The organism is Streptomyces sp. NPDC046900 (assembly GCF_040644975.1).
Classification (GTDB): domain Bacteria; phylum Actinomycetota; class Actinomycetes; order Streptomycetales; family Streptomycetaceae; genus Streptomyces.
The window spans coordinates 37,961-57,756 of sequence record NZ_JBEYXD010000039.1; the positions used below are offsets into that span (position 1 = coordinate 37,961).

Consider the following 19,796-nt stretch of genomic DNA (forward strand, 5'->3'; position numbering starts at 1 on the left):
GACGCGCCACCGGGCCGCGGCCGGTCTGCCCCACGCCCCGGGACACCGCGGCACGGGCCCTGCGCGCCGGGGCGCGCCGCCTGCGCGGGTGCCGTGGCCGCCGGCGGGCTGCCGCTGGGCTACTCCAGCGCGCGTCCCACGTGCCGGGGCGCCCCGTCGTGCGAAGTGCGGCAGCCACACGACCTGCCCGCCGCACCGCCGCCACTGGCCGCGGACGTCCTGCCCCACGCCCCGGGACACCGCGGCACGGACCCTACGCGCCCGGACGCCCCGCCGTGCGAAATGCGGCAGCCACACGACCTGCCCGCCGCACCGCCGCCACTGGCCGCGGACGTCCTGCCCCACGCCCCCGGACACCGCGGCACGGACCCTACGCGCCGGGGCGCCGCGCCGGTGCAGCGGCGATCCTGCTTCTCGCTGCGCTGGTGCCGTGCGCGCTCGCTTCGGCCGCACCGGTGCGGATGCGGCCCGCTGCCGACACGCGGGCCTTGGTTCCGCCGCGCCGGTCCGGAGCCGCTACGGATCGTCGGCGCCGGCCCGCGGGGCGGCGTGATCAGGCGCCAGCGACGAGCACCTTGAGGGCGGTGCGCTCGTCCATCGCCTTGTAACCCTCCGGTACGCCCTCCAGACCGACCGTCCGGTCGAAGACCGGCGAGGGGTCGATGGTGCCGTCGAGGACGTCGGGCAGCAGCTCGGGGATGTACGCGCGGACGGGGGCCACGCCGCCGCGCAGGGCTATGTTCCGGTCGAACATGACGCTCAGGTCCACACCGGTGCCGCTGCCGTGCGGGACGCCCACGAAGCCGATGGCACCGCCGTCACGGGTGATGTTCACCGCGGTCCGCATGGACTGCTCGGTGCCGACGGCCTCGACGACGGCGTGCGCCCCCTGGCCGCGGGTGAGCTCGCGGACGGCCTCCACGGCCGCTTCCCCGCGCTCGGCGACGACGTCCGTGGCTCCGAAGCGGCGCGCGATGTCGGTCCGGACCTCGTGGCGGCCGAGCGCGACGATCCGCTCGGCGCCGAGGCGCTTGGCGGCCAGCACGGCGCACAGTCCGACGGCCCCGTCACCGACCACGGCGACCGTGGTGCCCGGACGGACTCCCGCCCCGAGGGCGGCGTGGTGCCCGGTGCCCAGGACGTCGGAGAGCGTCAGCAACGCGGACAGCAGACGGTCGTCGGAGGCGGCCTCCTTGGGCAGCCGGACGAGGGTGGCGTCGGCGAAGGGCACGCGCACCGCCTCGCCCTGTCCGCCGTCGGAGCCGACCGAGCCCCAGAAGCCACCGTGCTCGCAGGAGGTGGTGAGGCCCTCACGGCAGTAGTCGCAGGCGCCGTCGGACCACATGAAGGGCGCCACGACGAGGTCGCCACGCTGGATGCCGGTCACCTCGGAGCCGGTCTCCTCGACCGTGCCGAGGAACTCGTGACCGATGCGCTGCCCGGGCTTCCGGGACGCCTCACCGCGGTACGCCCACAGGTCGCTGCCGCAGATGCAGGCCCGCAGCACCCGGACGACCGCGTCGGTGGGCCGCTGCACCACGGCGTCGGGCACGTCCTCCACGCGCATGTCGTAGGGGGCGTGGATGGTGGTGGCGCGCATGTCGAGGGTCCTTCTCGTGCGATCGGTACTGTGCGGGTGCGCTCAGGGGGTGGGCGAGCGCACTTCACCGTACGTCGCCGTCGGCGCCCGTCGTCGTCGAGGGTGCCCGCGGCGGTCTCACCCGGCGGGCTCCCCCGCGACCAGTACCGCCGTGCCGACGGGCGCCGCCGCCGGCTGCCAGCCCGGACCGCGGAAGACCCGCCCGGCTCGCTCGCGCCAGCTGCTCGCCGCCCTGATGTCCTGGGCGATGGCCACGTACTCGTGCGTGGCGACCTTCAGCGGGTTGTACGTGTCGATGTTCTTGGTCAGCCCGTAGACGGGCCGGTCGGTCTCCGGGACGAAGGAGTGGAACAGCCGGTCCCAGACGATGAGGATGCCGCCGAAATTGCGGTCCAGGTAACCGCCTTGGGACGCGTGGTGGACCCGGTGGTGCGAGGGCGTGTTGAAGACGAACTCGTACCAGCGGGGCATCCTGTCGATGCGCTCGGTGTGGATCCAGAACTGGTACACCAGGTTCACGGAGGAGCAGAACGCCAGCGCGGCCGGGTGGACGCCGGCGGCGACCAGGGGCACGTAGAAGGGCCACGCGGTGAGCGACGTCCAGGGCTGGCGCAGCGCGGTGGAGAGGTTGAACTTCCGACTGGAGTGGTGGACGACATGGCACGCCCACAGGATCCGGATCACATGGTGCCCGCGGTGGGACCAGTAGTAGAAGAAGTCCTGCGCGAGCAGCATGAGCAGGACGGTCCACCACAGGACGGGGATGCGCAGGGGAGTCAGCTCGTAGACGGCGCTGTAGATCAGGACGATCGGGATCTTCCACAGAAGGTCGAAGAAGAGGCTGCCGAACCCCATGCCGATGCTGGTCGCGGCGTCCTTGGCGTCGTATCCCGCGGCGTCCTCGTCGGGATGGAACCGGTAGCTCACCATCTCGACCACGGTGAGCAGCACGAAGGCGGGTATCGACAACAGCACGGCATCGGGCAGATTCGGCATGGGTGCACGGTAGAGCCGCCGGTCGGCCGGGGCCAGAGGTCGTTACCGACAAGTATGGCCGGGCGTGTGCGCACGCCCGCCGGTGCACCGGCCTACGAGCCGGCGTGACCGGACGACAGGCGGGTCGCTTCCCGGGGGAACGTCTCCGGTCCCCCGCTTCGTGGCCTCACGCCCCGACCGCCCCCAGCAACGTCCCGGCGGCATAGGTGACCCCCATCGCCAGCGCCCCGCCCGCCATGTTCCGCGCCACGGCCTGCCCCGGCCTCGCCGCTCCCAGCCGGGCGCTGGTCCAGCCGGTGACGAACAAGGCGGCCAGGACCGACACCACTGTCACCGGCACCCTCAAGGCCGCGGGCGGCAGGACGATCGCCAGCAGCGGCAGCAGCGCTCCCACCGTGAACGCCAGGAAGCTCGCCCACGCCGCGTGCCAGGGATTGGTGAGCTCGTCGGGGTCGATGCCGAGCTCCACGCGGGCGTGGGCGCGCAGCGCGTCCCGTGCCGTCAGCTGGACCGCCGCCTCGCGGGCGACCTCCCGGGACAGACCCCGGTCCTCCAGCAACTCGGTCAGCTCCTCGAGTTCGGCTTCCGGCTGTTCCCGCAGTTCCCGCCGCTCCAGTGCCAACGCGGCCTTCTCGGAGTCCCGCTGGGCCGACACCGACACGTACTCGCCCGCCGCCATGGACATCGACCCGGCCAGCAGCCCCGCCAGCCCTGCCGTCAGGAGGGTGGAGCGTGCGGTCGTCGCACCCGCCACGCCCACGACGAGGCCCGCGGTCGAGACGATCCCGTCGTTCGCACCGAGGACGGCGGCCCGCAGCCAGTTCAGCCGGGAGCCCAGTGCGCCTGCGTGGGCTTCGTCGTGCGTGGGTTCCATCACATCGGGAGGATGGCACCCCGAACGCCCCCTCCGCAGCACCGACTCGGCCCGCCGGTGCCCCAGCGGCATCGAGATCGTCGCGTCCGCCCGAGGTTCCGGTAGTGCGGCCCTCGCCGTCCGCTCCTTGTCGCGACGGTCCGCGAGCGCCGTCTGACGGGACGAATGTTCCTGCCTGCTCAACAGGTGCGTGGGACGACGGGCGGCTGTTCGTCACATCCGTACGGGCGTTGGTCCGGGACTCGGGCACCCCGTGCCCCACGCGAGGGGCGCCCGCGGTTTCCGACACTCCGGCAGATTCCCTTCCTGAAAGTCCCACAGGGGAACAACCCGGACATCGGCGGGCGTCCCCGCCCTCGGGCGGGATGCGAACTCACGTGCAGGGCTGAGGGGTTGTGCTCCTCGCGCGCGAGCGGGGCGTGAACCGGCCGTCCGGGTGCGGGCGCGCGCGGGACTGTCGGTCGCGGCCCGTATCCTCAATGACCATGCTCGAAGACCCTACGACCGCAGCGTCTCCGGCCTCTTGGCCCGCCGCCTATCCGGAGGGGTACGCGGTCGTCGACGTGGAGACCACCGGCCTCGCCCGGGACGACCGGATCATTTCGGCGGCCGTCTACCGGCTGGACGCGCGCGGCGAGGTCGAGGACCACTGGTACACGCTGGTCAACCCGGAGCGCGATCCGGGCCCCGTATGGATCCACGGGCTGACGAGCGATCTGCTCGAAGGTGCGCCGCTCTTCGGCGACATCGCCGAGGAGTTCGCGGGCCGGCTCGCGGGCCGGGTCCTCGTCGCGCACAACGCGGTCTTCGACTGGTCGATGATCGCCCGGGAATACGCGCGCGCGGAGCGCGAGGCACCGGTCCGTCAGCGGCTGTGCACCATCGCGCTCTCCAAGGAACTGGGCCTGCCGCTGGCCAACCACAAACTGCAGACGCTGGCGGCGCACTTCGGTGTCGTCCAGCAGCGGGCGCACCATGCCCTGGACGACGCCCGCGTACTGGCCGAGGCGTTCCGGCCCAGCCTGCACGCCGCCGCACGCGGGGGTGTACGGCTGCCGCTGCTGGAGTGCCGCCCGCTGACCGAGTGGTCCGCCTCCACCACCATCGGCCGGCAGGCCTCCGGCGGCTACCGGCCGGTCACCTGGCGGCCCTCCCGCAGGCGCCCCGCCTGCCCCTACCCCAACCCGGGCCGTTACGAAGAGGGCAAACCGCTCAAGCAGGGCATGCGGGTGGCGTTCTCCGGCGACACGTCCGTCGACCGCGAGCTGCTCGAGGACCGGGCCGTCGAGGCGGGGCTGCACGTGGCGACGAGTCTGTCCCGGCTCACCAGCCTGCTCGTGACCAACGACCCCGACTCGGGCACCACCAAGACGGTCAAGGCGCTCCAGTACGGAACGCCGGTGGTGGACGAGGCGGCCTTCGGTCAGCTGCTGCGGGATGTCGAGCCCGCGGATACGCGGGCGAAGGCGGCCGCCGCCGCGCCGGAGGGCCGCTGACGGACGTACGGGTGATTGCCGTGCGACTCGCCCCGCGCCCGCTCGCCCGCGCGACGGCGAGAGCCCAACCTGTGGCGCATGGCGAGATGTGAAGTGTGCGGCAACGACTACGGAATGACCTTCGAGGTGCATGCGCAGGGCGAGGTGCATGTCTTCGACTGCTTCTCCTGTGCCATCCACCGCATGGCACCGATCTGTGAACACTGTCGTGTTCAGATCATCGGTCAGGGAGTCGAAGCGGACGGCCACTGGTACTGCGGAGCCCACTGCGCCCGGGCGGAGGGGAGGGTGGGGATCGTCGACCGGGTCTGAGACACCCCGGTGACGGCACCCCACGTTCCGAGATGTACGGTCGTGGGGTGTACCGCTTCCTGTTGTCCCGGCAATGGGTGATCCTCACCCTTGTCGCTCTCGCGCTCATCCCGACGATGATCGAGCTGGGCTTCTGGCAGCTGCACCGCCACGAGCACAAGGTGGCGCTGAACAAGGTGATCGCCGACTCGCTCGCGGCGATGCCGGTACCGGCCGAGTCGCTCACCTCGCCCCGGGCGACCGTCGCCCACAAGGACCTGTACCGCCGGGTCACGGCCAAGGGCACCTTCGACACCGCGCACGAGGTCGTCGTACGCCGTCGTACCAGCTCCTCCGGCGAGGTCGGTTACCACGTCCTGACCCCCTTCGTCCTGGACGACGGCAAGGTCCTGCTGGTCAACCGGGGCTGGATCCCGGCGGACGGTCCGCAGACCGCGTTCCCCAAGATCCCTGCGCCCGCTCCGGGTGAGGTCACCGTCACGGGCCGGCTGATGCCGGACGAGACGACCGCGGAGAGCGGGATCAAGAACGTACGGGGTCTGCCCGACCGCCAGGTCATGCTGATCAACAACACCCAGCAGGCCCAGAGCCTCGGCAAGCAGGTCCTCGGCGGCTACATCGAAATGACCGCGCCCGCCCCCAAGGGCGGGAGCCCCGAGCTGATCCCCGCCCCCGAGCACAGCGACATCGGGCCGCACATGGCCTACGCCGTCCAGTGGTGGCTGTTCTCGGCGGGCGTGCCCTTCGGCTGGTTCGTCCTGGCCCGCCGGGAGGCCCGTGAACGCGCCGAGGCGGCCGAGGAGCCGAGCGAGGAACCGGCGCCGGCCACGGTCTGACCGGCCACCTTTCGACGGCACTCGGGCGCCGGGAGCACCTGTCCGCCGTACGGGACGCACGGAACCGCTGCGGCGAGGAATGTGCGAGACCGGGAAAACCGGGCAGACGCAGAACGTGCGGGGCGGACGCAGGCGTCAGGGCTGGGCGGTGCGTCCGCCTCGCGGCCGAGTACACGGCGGGAACCTCCCCGGGCCTGCGGCGATCTCCGCATGGGGACCGCACTCGCCCTCGAAGAGGCGAGACGGCAGGATGGGGCCATGGATCTTGGACTGAAGGACCGTGTGTACGTCGTCACCGGCGGCACCCGCGGGCTGGGCAACGCCACCGCGCGGGAGCTCGTCTCCGACGGGGCGAAAGTGGTTCTCACGGGCCGCGACGAGAAGCGGGTCGCGGAAGCCGCGGCCGAACTGGGGGCCAACGCGGTGGGGGTGGCCGCCGACAACGCCGACGCCGGGGCGCCGGACCGCCTGATCGCCGCGGCCCGCGAGCACTTCGGCGGCTTCGACGGCATCCTGATCAGCGTCGGCGGACCGGCTGCCGGCTATGTCGCCGACAACACGGACGAGCAGTGGACGGCCGCCTTCGAGTCGGTGTTCCTGGGCGCGGTGCGACTGGCCCGTGCGGCCGCCGCGGAGCTTGCAGAGGGCGGCGTCATCGGTTTCGTGCTGTCCGGGTCCGTGTACGAGCCGATCCCGGGCCTGACCATCTCCAACGGTCTGCGTCCGGGGCTCGCGGGCTTCGCCAAGTCCATCTCCGACGAGCTGGGCCCTCACGGCATCCGCGTCGTCGGTCTGCTCCCGGCCCGCATCGACACGGACCGGGTGCGCGAACTCGACGCGCTCTCCGCCGATCCGGAGGCCACACGCGTGGCCAACGAGTCCCGCATCCCGCTGCGCCGCTACGGCACAGCGCAGGAGTTCGGCCGCACGGCCGCGTTCCTGCTGTCCCCCGCGGCGTCGTATCTGACGGGCATCATGGTTCCGGTGGACGGCGGGGCCCTGCACGGCTTCTGAAGCACGGGCACACCCCGGCGGCCCCCGGCCGCCGGGGTGTCAGCTCACCCGCTGGGCCCGGCGCCTGACCCCGGCCAGCCGCACCTCGGCGGGCAGCGCCGCAAGTCCGGCGGAGTCGCGGGCGCGGGCCAGCGCACCGGTGGTCAGGCGGTGCAGCACATCCCCGGGGTCCGCGTGGGGCGCCAGCAGCAGTCGTACCCGCGCCTCGGGTGCGCTGCGCCGTCCGGTCAGCACCACGTGCGCCCGTTCGACGCCGTCCAACTGCCCTGCCTCACCGGCGAGTACGCTCTCCAGGGCCCGCCCGCGCAGCAGGGCGCCCTCGCCGTCGCCGGTGTCGACGAGCACTTCCATGAGCCGGTGCCGGCGCAGCACCGCCCACAGCCACACCAGGGCGAGCAGAACGGCCACGGCGAGCACGGCGATGACGGTCGGCCACCACCAACCCTGGTCACGCCACCGGGTGCGCTCGGCGTCGCTCAGCAGGACGTCGTGCGGGCCCTGGTGGATCCACCAGGAGGACGGCCGCACACCGAGGCCGACGGCGAGCACGGAACCACCGAGGACGACCAGGACCAGGCCGACCACTCCGATCAGTACACGGTTGACCATCCGCAGCACCGCGCCTCACCCCTTCCGTCCGGCTCGCCGCACGTGCACCGACAGCGCGGGCGGTCTGCGGAGCCCGAGACTCCGGACCGTGTCGGTGAGCTTCCTGTCCAAGTCGGCGCGTACGTCGTCCAGTTCCCGGGAGCGGGCCACCGCCCGCACATCCGCCCTGTCGCGTCCCAGGCGGACGTGTACCGACTGCACTCCGGAGACCTCCATGGCCCGCTCGCGCAGTACCCTCGCGGCGGCGTGCCGGTGCAGACCGGCCCTCACGTCGGTGTGCGCCGGGTCCATCGTCAGTACACCGCGCAGTCCGGGCGCCACGGCGAGCACCAGCAGCGCGACGCCGAGGGCCGCGACCACGCCCCCGCCGACCAGTACCCAGGTGCTGTCGAGGGGCTGCTCGGCCAGCCTGTGGGCGAGGGTCCGGCGCCAGGGCATGGCCGACCGGTGAGCCCTGACGGCCACCACGTCGTACAGGAAGAGGCCCCCGCCGATCAGGAGGAGCAGCGCGACGACGCACGCGGGACCCCGGCGCACCGACCAGAAGCGGCTCCCTCCGCGGCCCGCGCCGTCCACCGGTTCGTACGCCGCAGCGGACGCGGACTGCCCGAGCCGGCTGTCCGCGGTCTTCTCCATGACCGGGAGCCTCTGGGTGCTCCCGGTGCCTTGGGACTCGCTCATTGCGTCCTCCCGTGTGCCGGGACGGGATGCGGCCGCTCCACCCGGACGGCGACCTCATGCACCTCCGTCCCCCGCCAGAGCGCCTACCCGCTCGGAGCCCTGCCGACGCACCGCACGGCGTCGGCCGCCCCTGTCGTGGGCGTGGCCGAGTTCGACGCCGCCGCCGAAGCGGGCCGTGCGGGGTGGACGACGACGGTGGCGCGCGGCGGCACGGCGCCGGGCGACAGGGGCCGAGCGCCACCTGCCGCGCCCGCGCCGCCTGCGCGGCGATCTTCGCGACGACGCGGTCCGCCGACCGGGGGGCGCCGTGCTCGGCCGGAGCAACGACGCCGGGACGCCCGGGTCAACGAGCCCGCAGGCCGTCCCTAGTCGCCGATCCCGGCCAGGTCCCGCAGCCGGCGGGCCTGCGCGGCCCGCTCCGCGGCGCGCTGCTCCTCGTACGTCCGCTCGGGGGCGCCGCGCAGCAGCGTCTTGGTCTCGATCACCGCGTCCCGGGGCGCGGCGAGCAGTGCGGACGCCAGGTCCCGCACGGTGTCGTCGAGCTGCTCACGCGGCACGGCGAGGTTCGCGAGCCCGGTGTTCACGGCCTCCTCGGCCAGGACGAAGCGGCCCGTCACACAGATCTCCAGGGCGCGGGCATAGCCGACGAGGCCCACCAGCGGACGGGTGCCTGTGAGGTCCGGTACGAGGCCGAGGCTCGTCTCGCGCATGGCGAACTGCACGTCGTCCGCGACGACGCGCAGGTCACAGGCAAGGGCGAGCTGGAACCCCGCGCCGATCGCGTGGCCCTGAACCGCGGCGATGGACACGATGTCGTTGCGCCGCCACCAGGTGAACCCTTCCTGGAACTCGGCGATGGCCGCGTCCAGCTCCGCGTCGCTGCCGCGCGCGAGATCCACGAAGGTGGGTTCGCCTTCGATCCCCTCGGGCGTGAACATCTGCCGGTCGAGCCCCGCCGAGAACGACTTGCCCTCGGCGCGCAGCACGACCACCCGCACGGAACCGGGCAACGCACGCCCGGCCTCCGCCAACGCCCGCCACAGAGCGGGGCTCTGGGCATTGAGCTTGGCCGGGTTGACCAGCGTCACCGTGGCGATCGCCTCGTCGACGGCGAGCTGTACGCCGTCCTTGTCGAGTACCGGTTTGAGTGAAGCCATGGGGCGCCTCCGATGGGTACGGTCAGGAGCGGGTGCCGTCCCGCGGCATCCACAAGTGACTGCACAGTAACCACCCGGCCGATCACCTGACCGACCGGGTGGCCACCACCGAAGCCGATGGGCCGCCCGGCGTCAGGCCGACGTGGCCTTCTTGCCCCGCGTCGCCCCGCCACGCCCACGAAGCGTGACGCCCGACTCGCTGAGCATCCGGTGCACAAAGCCATACGAGCGGCCGGTCTCCTCGGCCAGCGCCCGGATGCTCGCACCGGAGTCGTACTTCTTCTTCAGGTCTGCCGCGAGCTTGTCGCGCGCGGCGCCGGTCACCCGGCTGCCCTTCTTCAGAGTCTCGGCCACCCGTGCCTCCTCATGGGAAGTGCGCTCTGGTCCCCTCATGATCACCCCTCGGGAGCGCGATGGCCACCCATTCGGCAAGGTCCGTGCGACACGGTTTTGACGACAGGAGCCCATCCCCACGAGTGGAATCCACGATTCCGCCCGGTGGTGTCCGTGCGCCCGAACGGGTTTTTCCGGGAACCACCAGGTCAGCGGCACACACCGGCCGAACCCGTGCGGTGAAAGGGCTCGGCGGCAAAATCGGTGTACGACACACCTCGGTACGAGGAGATCTCACACAGATGATGGATCACGGATCGGCCGAATGATCCATACGTCGTGGATCAACCATTCGATCAAACGGCTCTGACCGCCCCGAGCACGGAAGGGTCAGGCCAGCGTGACGAGGTCCGCGTAGTCCGAGCCCCACAGGTCCTCGACGCCGTCGGGCAGCAGGATGATCCGCTCCGGCTGGAGCGCCTCGACCGCGCCCTCGTCGTGGGTGACGAGGACGACCGCGCCCTTGTAGGTGCGCAGCGCGCCGAGGATCTCCTCGCGGCTGGCCGGGTCGAGGTTGTTCGTCGGCTCGTCCAGGAGCAGCACGTTCGCCGAGGACACCACCAGGGTGGCGAGGGCGAGACGGGTCTTCTCGCCGCCGGAGAGGACACCGGCCGGCTTGTCGACGTCGTCGCCGGAGAACAGGAACGAGCCGAGCACCTTGCGGACCTCGACGAGGTCCATGTCGGGGGCGGCGGAGCGCATGTTCTCCAGGACCGTGCGGTCCGGGTCGAGGGTCTCGTGCTCCTGGGCGTAGTAGCCGAGCTTGAGGCCGTGACCGGGCACGACGGCACCGGTGTCCGGCTGCTCCACACCGCCGAGCAGACGCAGCAGGGTGGTCTTGCCGGCGCCGTTGAGGCCGAGGATGACGACCCGGGAGCCCTTGTCGATGGCCAGGTCGACGTCGGTGAAGATCTCCAGCGAGCCGTACGACTTCGACAGTCCCTCGGCCATCAGCGGGGTCTTGCCGCAGGGCGCGGGCTCCGGGAAACGGAGCTTGGCGACCTTGTCGGACTGGCGGGCGGCCTCCAGTCCGGCCAGCAGCTTGTCCGCACGGCGGGCCATGTTCTGCGCGGCGACCGTCTTGGTGGCCTTGGCGCGCATCTTGTCCGCCTGCGCGTTCAGCGCGGCGGCCTTCTTCTCGGCGTTCTGCCGCTCGCGCTTGCGGCGCTTCTCGTCGGCCTCGCGCTGCTGCTGGTAGAGCTTCCAGCCCATGTTGTAGATGTCGATCGCGGCACGGTTGGCGTCCAGGTAGAACACCTTGTTGACGACCGTGTCGACCAGGTCCACGTCGTGCGAGATGACGATGAAGCCGCCGCGGTAGGTCTTGAGGTAGTCGCGCAGCCAGACGATCGAGTCGGCGTCCAGGTGGTTCGTCGGCTCGTCGAGCAGCAGCGTGTCCGCGTCGGAGAACAGGATGCGGGCCAGCTCGATACGCCGGCGCTGACCGCCGGAGAGCGTGTGCAGGGGCTGGCCCAGCACACGGTCGGGCAGGTTGAGCGCGGCGGCGATGGTGGCGGCCTCGGCCTCGGCGGCGTACCCGCCCTTGGTGAGGAACTCGGTCTCCTGGCGCTCGTACTGCTTGAGGGCCTTCTCGCGGGTCGAGCCCATGCCCGTGGCGATGCGCTGTTCGTTGTCGCGCATCTTGCGGATCAGCACGTCCAGGCCGCGCGCGGAGAGGATGCGGTCCCGGGCCAGCACGTCCAGGTCGCCCGTGCGCGGGTCCTGGGGGAGGTAGCCGACCTCGCCGGAGCGGGCGACGGTGCCCGCGGCGGGGATGCCCTCGCCCGCGAGGACCTTGGTGAGCGTGGTCTTGCCTGCTCCGTTGCGGCCGACGAGGCCGATGCGGTCGCCCTTGGCGACGCGGAAAGTGGCGTTCTCGATGAGGATGCGGGCACCGGCGCGCAGCTCGATACCGGAGGCGGAGATCACGGACAGACTCCAGAGCGGGTGAGGACGGGACGGACGGCTGAGGGCGTTCCCGCCGTCTAATGCGCGAGGAGAATGGCCATGGGCCCAGTCTAACGGGGTCGGGCAAGCGCTTTTCGGGTGTGCGGACGTTCGGGACTGTGATGCTCGTTGCCCTGTCCGCCGCGCCTCCGCGCACGCCCGGCGCGCAATGCAGGCGCGACGCCGCGCATAAGGCTGCGACGCGCCCGGTGTGTCCCCCGTTCGTGCCATGGGCCCGGCGCAGGGCTTCTGGGAGGGTACGAGGATGGCGTCACGGGACGGCGTGCTGCGCCCGGCAGGGGGCCCGCCGGGCGTACCGGCCGGGTCCGGGGGCGTTGTCAGTGCCCGGTGCCAGACTGACCGGCAGGCCGTGGTTCCGGCCGACCGGACGAACCGAGGGAGTGATCGGGATGGCGGGTATGGACGGCAGGCGTCCGAGCATCTACCCGACGCTGCTGTATGCGGACGCCAAGGCGGCGATCAGGCAGCTGACGGAGGCCTTCGGCTTCACGGAGCTGTCGGTGTACGAGGGGGAGGACGGCTCGGTGCTGCATGCGGAGCTGGTCCAGGGCAACGGAGCGGTGATGCTCGGCTCGAAGGGCCGGGGCGGCACCTTCGACCAGGCGATGAAGGGCGCGGGCCCGGGCGGGGTCTACATCGTCGTGGACGACGTCGACGCGCACCACCGGCGGGCCGTGGAGCACGGCGCGGAGATCCTCATGCCGCCGACGGACCAGGACTACGGCTCGCGGGACTACATGGCGCGGGACGCCGAGGGCAACATCTGGAGCTTCGGCACCTACGCCCCCGAGATCCCGGCCTGACCCACGGTCAGCTGCCTCCCGTGTGGACCTGGAACGCGGCCCGGCGCACGGCCTTGGCAAGCGCCGGGTCCGGGTGGGCGGCGGCGAGCGCGACCAGGACCTGCACGGTGCGGGGATGCCCGATGGCACGCACTTCGTCGAGCAGCGCGGGCACGGTGGGCTGCACGGCGGATTCCAAGTGACGGACGAGCAGGGGGGCTTCGCCGTGGTCGGCGACGGCCGCGGCGGTGTCGACCCAGAGCCAGGTGGACTCCTGGCGGGTGAGCACCTCGTGGGCTTCCTCGGGGTCGGCGCCCTCCTGCTCGGCGAGCCAGAGCAGGGCGTAGGGGCGCAGCGGGGTCTCGTCCGAGGCGGCGCGCACCTCGGGTTCGGCGGGCGCCCCGACCACGCGCAGCGCCTCGAAGGCCAGGCCGCGCAGCAGGGCGTCCTCGCCGCGGGCGGCGTCCAGGAGCTCGGTGACGGCGCTGCCGACCGTGCGCGCCGCGAGCCAGGCCCGGTACTCAGCGCGGGCCGCGTTCGGTCGCAGCTGTGCGCAGCCGCGGAGCATGTCCTCGGCGTTCTGCTCGATGTTCCCGGCCGGGCTCTGCGCGGCGACGCAGATCTGCTCCAGCTTCACCCAGACCGCCCAGCTGCCGAGCGGGGTGAGGGTGGCCTGCCCGTCGGCGCAGGTGAGGGCGCCGACGTAGGCGAGCGCGTCGAGGGCCCAGTCGAGCAGAGGCGCGAGCTCGGCGCCCTCCGCCGGGTCGTGGACCGGCGCCTCGCCGGATACGGAATCAGCAGACGCGGCGTGCAGCACCTGCGGATAGGGGTCGTGGGCGGCGGACGGGGCGTACGGCACCTCGCACCGTTCCGTGCGCAGTTCGGTGACCCGCTGGCGAAGCAGGTCGAGCAGCTGCTCGACGGGCACGGGGCCCGCGGACAGCTGCAGGAAGGAGAGCACCTGGGGCATGGCCGAGACGGCCTCGGCGACAGCGGCGTGCTCCCGGTCGGCGGGTTCGGGACAGGCGAGCGACCAGGCGTCGAAGAGGGCGACCCAGCCGCGCAGCACCGCGGAGTCGTCGCGGTTCCAGGCACGCAGCCGCCAGCCGGGCCGGGCGCTGTCGCCGTGCACCTCGACGAGTCCGGCCAGCCGGGCGGTGTCCCAGTCGGCCCGTACCTGAGCGGCGCTCAGGCCGAGGTCGGCGGCGGCCCGTTGCGCGGTGGCGTCGGAGAGGGTGCCCGTGCCGTCGGGGGCGGCGCCGTCGCGGCCCGGGCCGAGCGCCGAGTCGGCCCAGCGGGCGACACGGGCCGAGTCGGCCAGCCGGGTACGGGCCATCCTGGCCAGTTCCGCGGGCGGGGGTGTCCCCTCGGGCGGACGGGGCGCGGGGCGCGAGCGGTGCGGGGTCACCGCTCGGGGAGCGGCTGCAAGCGGCCGCGGGCGGACGAGTCGGAGCCTGGAGTCGCGCGGGGTACGGGACGTCACAGGTGCAGTCTTGCGGTTGACGGTCCGAAAACCCAAACGGAATGTCACAGCGGGCGACGAGGCAGGCCGACGCACAGGGCCCCGCGAGGGGGTGCATACGGAGAAAGCGCCTTCCAAAGGGACCAAGCGGAAGGCAGTGCGCCAGCTCGGTACGGCGAAGGGGTTTTCGGGGTGCGCGGCAGCACGGCCCTCGGGGCGGCCTCACATGAGCGGGGTCAGAAAACGCCGCATGGCCTCCTCATAGGCTCCGGGGTCCACGTTCCACATGGCGCCGTGCGATGCGTTGCGCACGGTCTGCAGGGTGACCAGGTCGCCGCGGCGCTCGGCGAGGCGGCGTGAGGGCCCCCATGGGGCGACCGTGTCGCCGGGGCCGTGGAAGATCAGAACCGGCACCTGCAGCTGGTCCGGGTCGGCGGGCTGGAGGCGGTCGCCGTGCAGACCGGTGCGGCCCTGTGCGGCACGGACGGCCAGCGGCAGCAGCGCTCCGGGGGTGCGGCGGGCGGCGGCGAGTGCGCGCAGCGTGGCCTCCCAGCTGAGCACCGGCGAGTCCAGGATGAGCCCGGATATCCGCTCGCGCAGCGGGCACTGCGCTGCGGCGCGCAGCGCCATCGTGGCCCCGGTGGACCAGCCGTGCAGGACGACGCGCTCGGCGCCGGAGCGCACGGCGTAGCGGATGGCGGCGTCCACGTCGCGCCACTCGCTCTCGCCGAGGTGGTTCAGGCCGTCCGGCGGGCGGGGTGCGCCGAGATCCCCGCGATAGGTGATGTCGAGCACGGGAAAGTGGTGACGGTTGAGGAAGCCCATGACGTTCATGGGGTGTTCCCGAGTGGCGCCGAGTCCGTGCACGGTGATCACCCAGGTCTCGCGGACACCGGGCACGAACCAGGCGGGAAGGGTCCCGAGTTCGCCGGGCACGTCCACGTCGGCGTGGTCGAGGCCGAGTGCGGTGCCCGGGTCGCCGATGTGCAGATTCGGGGTGAGCCACGCCTTGTCGCCGGGTTCGAGCGTGCCGTGGGTGACGCGTTCCAGGCGGCGTACGACGGTGTCGGCCGAGCGGGGCGCGGTGTCGATGACCGGGCCGACGACCGCGTGCGAGCCGTTGCCGGCGAGGCCGTAGGTGCCAGGGCGCTGGGAGGCCAGATCGCGGGTGAGCGCGATCCGCCCGGCCGCCAGAGAGTGCACGGTGAGGCGGGGTTCCGTGGGCAGTGGCCGGCCCGGGGGCGCCTTGAGGGCGGCGTCGCTGGCCAGGCGGCCCGCGGCGACGCCGGCCGCGCCGGCTGCTATGGCTACCGTGACGGCTGCGGCCGCCGCTTTGACAGTGCGCACCCATCCAGTCTCCCGGTGGAGGCCGCCCCCGGCCAGCGGGCGACACCACCGCGTTCGCCGAGGGCGCGCCCGATGCGGCGACCGTGCGAAGAAGGTTCCGGCCGGCTTCCTACTGCCCGCGCTGGCCGTAGCCCCGCAGCCACTCCCCCACCTCGGCCACCTGCTCCCGGGTGAGCAGTGCCGGCGACAGACCCGGCACCGACGAGGCCGTCAGCCACACACGGCACATCCACTCCAGCTGCGCCGTGCGGTCGTGGGCCTCGGTCAGGGACGACCCGTAGGCGATCGTGCCGTGGTTCTGCAGGAGGCACGCACTGCGTTGCGCGAGGGCGCGGAGCATGTTCTCGGCCAGCTCCGGGGTGCCGTAGGTCGCGTAGGGGGCGACCCGGACCGGACCACCGAGGGCTGCGGCCATGTAGTGGATCAGCGGCAGTTCCCGTACCAGGGTGGAGACGGCCGTCGCGTGCACGGCGTGCGTGTGGACGACGGCGCGTGCGTCGGTCGTGCGGTAGACCGCCAGATGCATCGGCAGCTCGCTCGTCGGCCGCAGCGAGCCGAGCACCTGCCCGCCGTCGAGGCCGACGCCGACCACGTCATCGGGCGTCAGCCGCTCGTACGGCACTCCCGTCGGTGTGACCAGGACGACGTCGCCGACCCGCACGGAGACATTGCCGGACGTGCCGACGACCAGGCCCTCGGCCACGGTCCGGACGGCGGTCGCGACGAGTTCCTCCCAGGCCCGGGCCACCTCGTCCGCAGTGCCGGGAGCGCCCGGCACGGGTCGCCCCGCCGCGTCCTCCCGTGCTTCCCGCGCGTCGCGTCCTTGCTCAGCCATGGCGCGATCCTGCCAGGCGGAGAACCGGGCCGCCTGTGACCTCGCGCACTGGGGCTCGCGACGGGCCGCCGTCCCGTGAACTGCACGAGAGCCCGATATACCGCGCGCCCGAGGTGAACCGAGCAACGACACATCGGGCGATACACTCCCAAGACTCCTTCAGTTCATCTTCTATTCACTTAGGTTGCCTACGGTTCACGCGCCACTGACCTCCCACAGAAGCCTGGGTAAATGGAACACATCACGCTCCTCATTGGAATCGTGATCGTCACCGCTCTCGTGTTCGACTTCACGAACGGTTTCCACGACACAGCCAACGCGATGGCGACGACCATCTCGACCGGCGCCCTGAGGCCCAAGACGGCGGTGGCGATGTCCGCCGTGCTGAACCTCGTCGGTGCCTTCCTCTCCGTCGAGGTCGCCAAGACGATCTCCAGCGGCATCATCAACGAGCAGGGCATACGCGTCGAAGTGATCTTCGCGGCCCTGGTGGGCGCCATCCTCTGGAACCTGCTGACCTGGCTGCTGGGCCTGCCCTCCAGCTCCTCCCACGCCCTCTTCGGAGGTCTGATCGGCGCCGCCGTCTCCTCGGCCGGCTGGTCCGCCGTGAACGGCTCGACGATCGTCACCAAGGTCCTGATCCCCGCGGTCGCGGCACCGATCGTGGCGGGCCTCGCCGCCCTGCTCGCCACGCGCCTGTCGTACGTCATCGGCAGCCGCGCCGACGGCAAGGCGACCGCGAAGGGCTACCGCGCCGGATCGATCGCCTCGGCGGGCCTGGTCTCCCTGGCACACGGCACGAACGACGCCCAGAAGACGATGGGCATCATCACCCTGGCGCTCGTCACCGGCGGCGTCATCGCCCCCGGATCGAACCCTCCCACCTGGGTCATCGTCTCGGCCGGCCTGGCCATCGCGCTCGGCACCTACCTCGGCGGCTGGCGCATCATCCGCACCCTGGGCAAGGGACTGACCGACCTCGCGCCGCAGCAGGGCTTCGCCGCCCAGACCAGCGCGGCGACCGCGATCCTCGCCTCCTCGCACCTCGGCTTCTCCCTCTCCACCACCCAGGTCTGCTCCGGTGCCGTCATGGGTGCGGGCCTCGGCCGCAAGGGCGGCGTGGTCCGCTGGTCCACCGCGACCCGGATGTTCGTCGCCTGGTGTCTGACGCTCCCGGCCGCAGGACTCGTCGGCGCGGGTGCCGAGCTCCTCACCAAGCAGGGCACGTGGGGCACCGTCCTCACCGGTGTGCTGCTGGTCACGGGCGCCGGCGTCATCTGGACCCTGTCCCGCCGCAAGCCGGTCACGATCGACAACGTCAACGACGTCGAGACGGAGCCCGCGGGCGTCGTCACCACGGCGATCGCCGCGGTGATCCCGCCGCCGGCCGGCCCGGTCGACACGGCCGACGCAGGCACCGGCCTGACGGCCACCATCCCCGCCCAGAACTCCGGCTCCGCGGCGGAGTCGACCCGCACCGCATCGGTATAAGACGGCATAAGGAAGCACCCTCATGAACATCGACTGGGCGGCTCTCGGCACCGTCTTCGGCGTGAGCCTCGTGGTCACCGTGGCACTCGTGGGCCTGTTCACCCTCGGCGTGGTGAGCCTCACGAAGAAGGAATCGGCCCGGGGCGGCGCTGCCGCCGTGGCGGCCACCGGCGCGTACGCCTGCTTCGCCGCGTGTGTGGCCGCGGTGGGATACGGGATCTTTCTGATCGTCTCCTGACTCCGCGCGACTCATCGGCCCTTCGGCCACCGGCGACGAGCCCTCGCAGTGATCGTCACTGCGAGGGCTCGAACTCGGTTGCGGAACATACGCCGGTTCGCCACGTTCCGGGCCGCATCGCGACCACGCCGAAAAGACAGGCGCCGGACAGCGAGCGGTCTGGTCGCACACACCCAACTCACCTAATCTGATCGGGAGTTGGTGCTCGAATCAGGCCAGCCGACCGGCCGCGGACGACAGGTGGCAGGGAGCGGCACGGCTGGGGGCACGCGCCGGCCGCGGCAACACCTTGAGGCATGTCCCGGCTTCCCGGAGCGACCCCGCACCTACTGCCGTACACGGCCGGCGCGCACCGCGGCAAGGGCCCGCGTCGCATCGGGGTGCAGAGCAGGCTGCCGCTGGGCCGGCACCGTGAGATGGCGCTTCACCCTGAGTCGCGATGACAACCGAAGCCCGGGAGGGGACGGCCCGGGCGGACAACGGGGAGGGAGACCGATGGGGGTCCTCGGGTTCCTTGAGTGGTACAGGCGGCTACGCGCGCTCCGCCTCGTGGCGGAGCCCGTCGAGGAGGCGGAGAACTCCGGGGGCGGGCAGCGGATGCGGTCGCCGGCGACCCGTCTGCTGCTGGGCACGGCCTACGGCAGCGTGCTGCTGTTCGGCATCGCCGTGTCGGCACGGGTGGCGGCCGGCCTCGGGTGGGGCACCCCGACACCCCTGGCCACGACGGTGCTGGGAACCCTCGGCGCGGCGGCCGTCACCGCTCTTGCGGCGAGCGCGGGCCGTACCCTGCGCGTCCGCTCGGCAGTGCCCCGGCCCTCGGACGCCGACGGATCCGCCCCGGAGGTCAACGGGTCTGCGAGCCACGGGGACGAACCGCCGCCGCGGCCCGGTCGAGAACGCGGAGACGCTCCGTGACCGGGGTGATCCCCCACCACAGGCCTGCGCCGGCCGCCGCGACGATCGTCACCACCGCCCAGACCAGAGCCCGTGCCATGGATCCCGGCACAAGCAGTGCGGCGAGCGCGCCGGCGGCCACCGCGAACACCCCTGTGGTCATGGAGAAAAGCGCCAGCGGGACCGCCGCCGACAGGGTGGTCCCCGGAGCGAGGGGGCCTTCCGCGCGCGGCGGTATTTCCTCGGCTCTGTCCCCCATGCGAGCTCCTCCCGTCCTCTGGACGGACCTTCAGAAACCGTCCGCTGCCGGGTCCTCGAATCCAGTCAGCAAACCACACCCCGTCATACGCCGAAAGGCGAGCACCGGGCCGGTGCGCCGTTTCGAGCCACGCGCCGGCGAGTGCGCCCCCTCGGCGGGTCCTCCACACGGTCGTTGCTCCCGTCCGCCGCGTAGCCGCTCCCCTCTCGCGTCACAGGCGTAGGCGCCGCGCGGAAAGCACCGAACCGAGCGGCTGACGGCATGTCAGCCGTGTGGGGCTCAGCACACCGCTGCTTCGCAGGTCAAGAGCCAGTTGACGGGCGTTCCGGGGCCGTGGTGGACTGCCGGGGCCAATACGGCGGCAAGAGAGGAAGCCGGTGCGAATCCGGCGCGGTCCCGCCACTGTCACCGGGGAAAAACCCCCGGGAGCCAGGAACTCTCACCGCCGATCTCGTCGAACCAGGGCGTGGACACCCTGAGTGAGGACATATCGCCATGCGCGGCTGCCGTTTCAGGCTCGACAACCGGCCTCTGCCCGACCCCAAGGCCGGC

19 protein-coding genes and 1 riboswitch are annotated in these 19,796 nt (G+C 72.3%); of the genes, 8 read left to right on the forward strand and 11 right to left on the reverse strand.

Translation table 11 applies throughout. The features are described 5' to 3' along the window. Positions 1–553: 553 nt before the first annotated feature. The 3 genes from ABZ904_RS30270 to ABZ904_RS30280 all read right to left on the reverse strand — a co-directional run bounded on the left by ABZ904_RS30270 (position 554) and on the right by ABZ904_RS30280 (position 3,473). Entirely contained in the window at positions 554–1,600 is a 1,047-nt protein-coding gene (locus ABZ904_RS30270) for a zinc-dependent alcohol dehydrogenase family protein (RefSeq protein ID WP_360999395.1), read from the reverse strand. A 117-nt stretch (positions 1,601–1,717) separates the two neighbouring features. Further along, entirely contained in the window at positions 1,718–2,596 is an 879-nt protein-coding gene (locus ABZ904_RS30275; protein WP_361826784.1) for a sterol desaturase family protein, read from the reverse strand. Positions 2,597–2,762: 166 nt separating this feature from the next. Next, a complete protein-coding gene (locus ABZ904_RS30280; RefSeq protein WP_360999391.1) occupies positions 2,763–3,473 on the reverse strand; it encodes a VIT family protein in 711 nt (236 codons plus the stop codon). A 482-nt stretch (positions 3,474–3,955) separates the two neighbouring features. Here ABZ904_RS30280 and ABZ904_RS30285 point away from each other — a divergent pair, with 482 nt between their 5' ends. The 4 genes from ABZ904_RS30285 (at position 3,956) to ABZ904_RS30300 (ending at position 7,128) form a co-directional block, all read left to right on the forward strand. Beyond that, complete coding sequence (locus ABZ904_RS30285) at positions 3,956–4,966, forward strand: DEDDh family exonuclease (RefSeq protein ID WP_360999389.1); 1,011 nt, start codon at positions 3,956–3,958, stop codon at positions 4,964–4,966. A gap of 78 nt (positions 4,967–5,044) precedes the next feature. Next, positions 5,045–5,278 carry a hypothetical protein gene (locus ABZ904_RS30290; protein WP_359398859.1) on the forward strand — a complete coding sequence of 78 codons (234 nt, stop codon included), beginning with the start codon at positions 5,045–5,047 and terminating at the stop codon, positions 5,276–5,278. Between the two features lie 47 nt (positions 5,279–5,325). Further along, complete coding sequence (locus tag ABZ904_RS30295) at positions 5,326–6,114, forward strand: SURF1 family protein (RefSeq protein ID WP_360999387.1); 789 nt, start codon at positions 5,326–5,328, stop codon at positions 6,112–6,114. 258 nt (positions 6,115–6,372) lie between these two features. Continuing rightward, positions 6,373–7,128 carry an SDR family oxidoreductase gene (locus ABZ904_RS30300; protein ID WP_359398855.1) on the forward strand — a complete coding sequence of 252 codons (756 nt, stop codon included), beginning with the start codon at positions 6,373–6,375 and terminating at the stop codon, positions 7,126–7,128. A 39-nt stretch (positions 7,129–7,167) separates the two neighbouring features. Here ABZ904_RS30300 and amaP read toward each other — a convergent pair whose 3' ends face one another. From amaP to ABZ904_RS30325, 5 genes are all read right to left on the reverse strand, one after another. Further along, positions 7,168–7,737: an alkaline shock response membrane anchor protein AmaP gene (gene amaP / locus ABZ904_RS30305; protein WP_360999385.1), complete on the reverse strand. Its 570-nt coding sequence runs from the start codon at positions 7,735–7,737 to the stop codon at positions 7,168–7,170. Between the two features lie 15 nt (positions 7,738–7,752). Then, complete coding sequence (locus ABZ904_RS30310) at positions 7,753–8,418, reverse strand: DUF6286 domain-containing protein (RefSeq protein ID WP_359398851.1); 666 nt, start codon at positions 8,416–8,418, stop codon at positions 7,753–7,755. A 365-nt stretch (positions 8,419–8,783) separates the two neighbouring features. Next, entirely contained in the window at positions 8,784–9,575 is a 792-nt protein-coding gene (locus ABZ904_RS30315) for an enoyl-CoA hydratase/isomerase family protein (protein ID WP_359398849.1), read from the reverse strand. Between the two features lie 132 nt (positions 9,576–9,707). Continuing rightward, positions 9,708–9,929, reverse strand: a complete 222-nt coding sequence (locus ABZ904_RS30320; protein ID WP_009337982.1) for a helix-turn-helix domain-containing protein — start codon at positions 9,927–9,929, stop codon at positions 9,708–9,710. Positions 9,930–10,298: 369 nt separating this feature from the next. Continuing rightward, complete coding sequence (locus ABZ904_RS30325) at positions 10,299–11,897, reverse strand: ABC-F family ATP-binding cassette domain-containing protein (RefSeq protein WP_359398847.1); 1,599 nt, start codon at positions 11,895–11,897, stop codon at positions 10,299–10,301. Between the two features lie 428 nt (positions 11,898–12,325). Here ABZ904_RS30325 and ABZ904_RS30330 point away from each other — a divergent pair, with 428 nt between their 5' ends. Next, complete coding sequence (locus ABZ904_RS30330; protein ID WP_359398845.1) at positions 12,326–12,739, forward strand: VOC family protein; 414 nt, start codon at positions 12,326–12,328, stop codon at positions 12,737–12,739. Positions 12,740–12,746: 7 nt separating this feature from the next. On the opposite strand, the gene ABZ904_RS30335 is transcribed toward ABZ904_RS30330, so the two are convergent. From ABZ904_RS30335 to ABZ904_RS30345, 3 genes are all read right to left on the reverse strand, one after another. Beyond that, on the reverse strand, positions 12,747–14,201 hold the full coding sequence (locus tag ABZ904_RS30335; RefSeq protein WP_360999380.1) for a hypothetical protein: 1,455 nt from the start codon (positions 14,199–14,201) through the stop codon (positions 12,747–12,749). Between the two features lie 201 nt (positions 14,202–14,402). Continuing rightward, on the reverse strand, positions 14,403–15,527 hold the full coding sequence (locus tag ABZ904_RS30340; protein WP_361826794.1) for an alpha/beta fold hydrolase: 1,125 nt from the start codon (positions 15,525–15,527) through the stop codon (positions 14,403–14,405). A gap of 109 nt (positions 15,528–15,636) precedes the next feature. Continuing rightward, positions 15,637–16,362 carry a class II aldolase/adducin family protein gene (locus ABZ904_RS30345; protein WP_360999376.1) on the reverse strand — a complete coding sequence of 242 codons (726 nt, stop codon included), beginning with the start codon at positions 16,360–16,362 and terminating at the stop codon, positions 15,637–15,639. Positions 16,363–16,593: 231 nt separating this feature from the next. Between ABZ904_RS30345 and ABZ904_RS30350 the strand changes: the two genes are divergently transcribed. The 3 genes from ABZ904_RS30350 (at position 16,594) to ABZ904_RS30360 (ending at position 19,006) form a co-directional block, all read left to right on the forward strand. Then, entirely contained in the window at positions 16,594–17,853 is a 1,260-nt protein-coding gene (locus ABZ904_RS30350) for an inorganic phosphate transporter (RefSeq protein ID WP_359398837.1), read from the forward strand. Positions 17,854–17,875: 22 nt separating this feature from the next. Further along, complete coding sequence (locus ABZ904_RS30355; RefSeq protein WP_359398835.1) at positions 17,876–18,091, forward strand: hypothetical protein; 216 nt, start codon at positions 17,876–17,878, stop codon at positions 18,089–18,091. A 549-nt stretch (positions 18,092–18,640) separates the two neighbouring features. Next, the gene (locus ABZ904_RS30360; RefSeq protein ID WP_361826798.1) at positions 18,641–19,006 is read left to right on the forward strand and encodes a hypothetical protein; all 366 of its coding nucleotides are present in this window, start codon (positions 18,641–18,643) and stop codon (positions 19,004–19,006) included. Between the two features lie 557 nt (positions 19,007–19,563). Continuing rightward, a riboswitch (cobalamin riboswitch) is annotated at positions 19,564–19,704 on the forward strand. Positions 19,705–19,796 lie beyond the last annotated feature (92 nt).

Excerpts from the sequence above, each read along its gene's own strand:
- ABZ904_RS30355 (WP_359398835.1), top strand. The coding sequence starts at position 17,876 with ATGAACATCGACTGGGCGGCTCTCGGCACCGTCTTCGGCGTGAGCCTC.
- ABZ904_RS30350 (WP_359398837.1), top strand. The coding sequence starts at position 16,594 with ATGGAACACATCACGCTCCTCATTGGAATCGTGATCGTCACCGCTCTC.
- ABZ904_RS30330 (WP_359398845.1), top strand. The coding sequence starts at position 12,326 with ATGGCGGGTATGGACGGCAGGCGTCCGAGCATCTACCCGACGCTGCTG.
- ABZ904_RS30315 (WP_359398849.1), bottom strand. The coding sequence starts at position 9,575 with ATGGCTTCACTCAAACCGGTACTCGACAAGGACGGCGTACAGCTCGCC.
- ABZ904_RS30270 (WP_360999395.1), bottom strand. The coding sequence starts at position 1,600 with ATGCGCGCCACCACCATCCACGCCCCCTACGACATGCGCGTGGAGGAC.
- ABZ904_RS30275 (WP_361826784.1), bottom strand. The coding sequence starts at position 2,596 with ATGCCGAATCTGCCCGATGCCGTGCTGTTGTCGATACCCGCCTTCGTG.
- ABZ904_RS30345 (WP_360999376.1), bottom strand. The coding sequence starts at position 16,362 with ATGGCTGAGCAAGGACGCGACGCGCGGGAAGCACGGGAGGACGCGGCG.
- ABZ904_RS30310 (WP_359398851.1), bottom strand. The coding sequence starts at position 8,418 with ATGAGCGAGTCCCAAGGCACCGGGAGCACCCAGAGGCTCCCGGTCATG.
- ABZ904_RS30300 (WP_359398855.1), top strand. The coding sequence starts at position 6,373 with ATGGATCTTGGACTGAAGGACCGTGTGTACGTCGTCACCGGCGGCACC.
- ABZ904_RS30290 (WP_359398859.1), top strand. The coding sequence starts at position 5,045 with ATGGCGAGATGTGAAGTGTGCGGCAACGACTACGGAATGACCTTCGAG.
- ABZ904_RS30285 (WP_360999389.1), top strand. The coding sequence starts at position 3,956 with ATGCTCGAAGACCCTACGACCGCAGCGTCTCCGGCCTCTTGGCCCGCC.
- amaP (WP_360999385.1), bottom strand. The coding sequence starts at position 7,737 with ATGGTCAACCGTGTACTGATCGGAGTGGTCGGCCTGGTCCTGGTCGTC.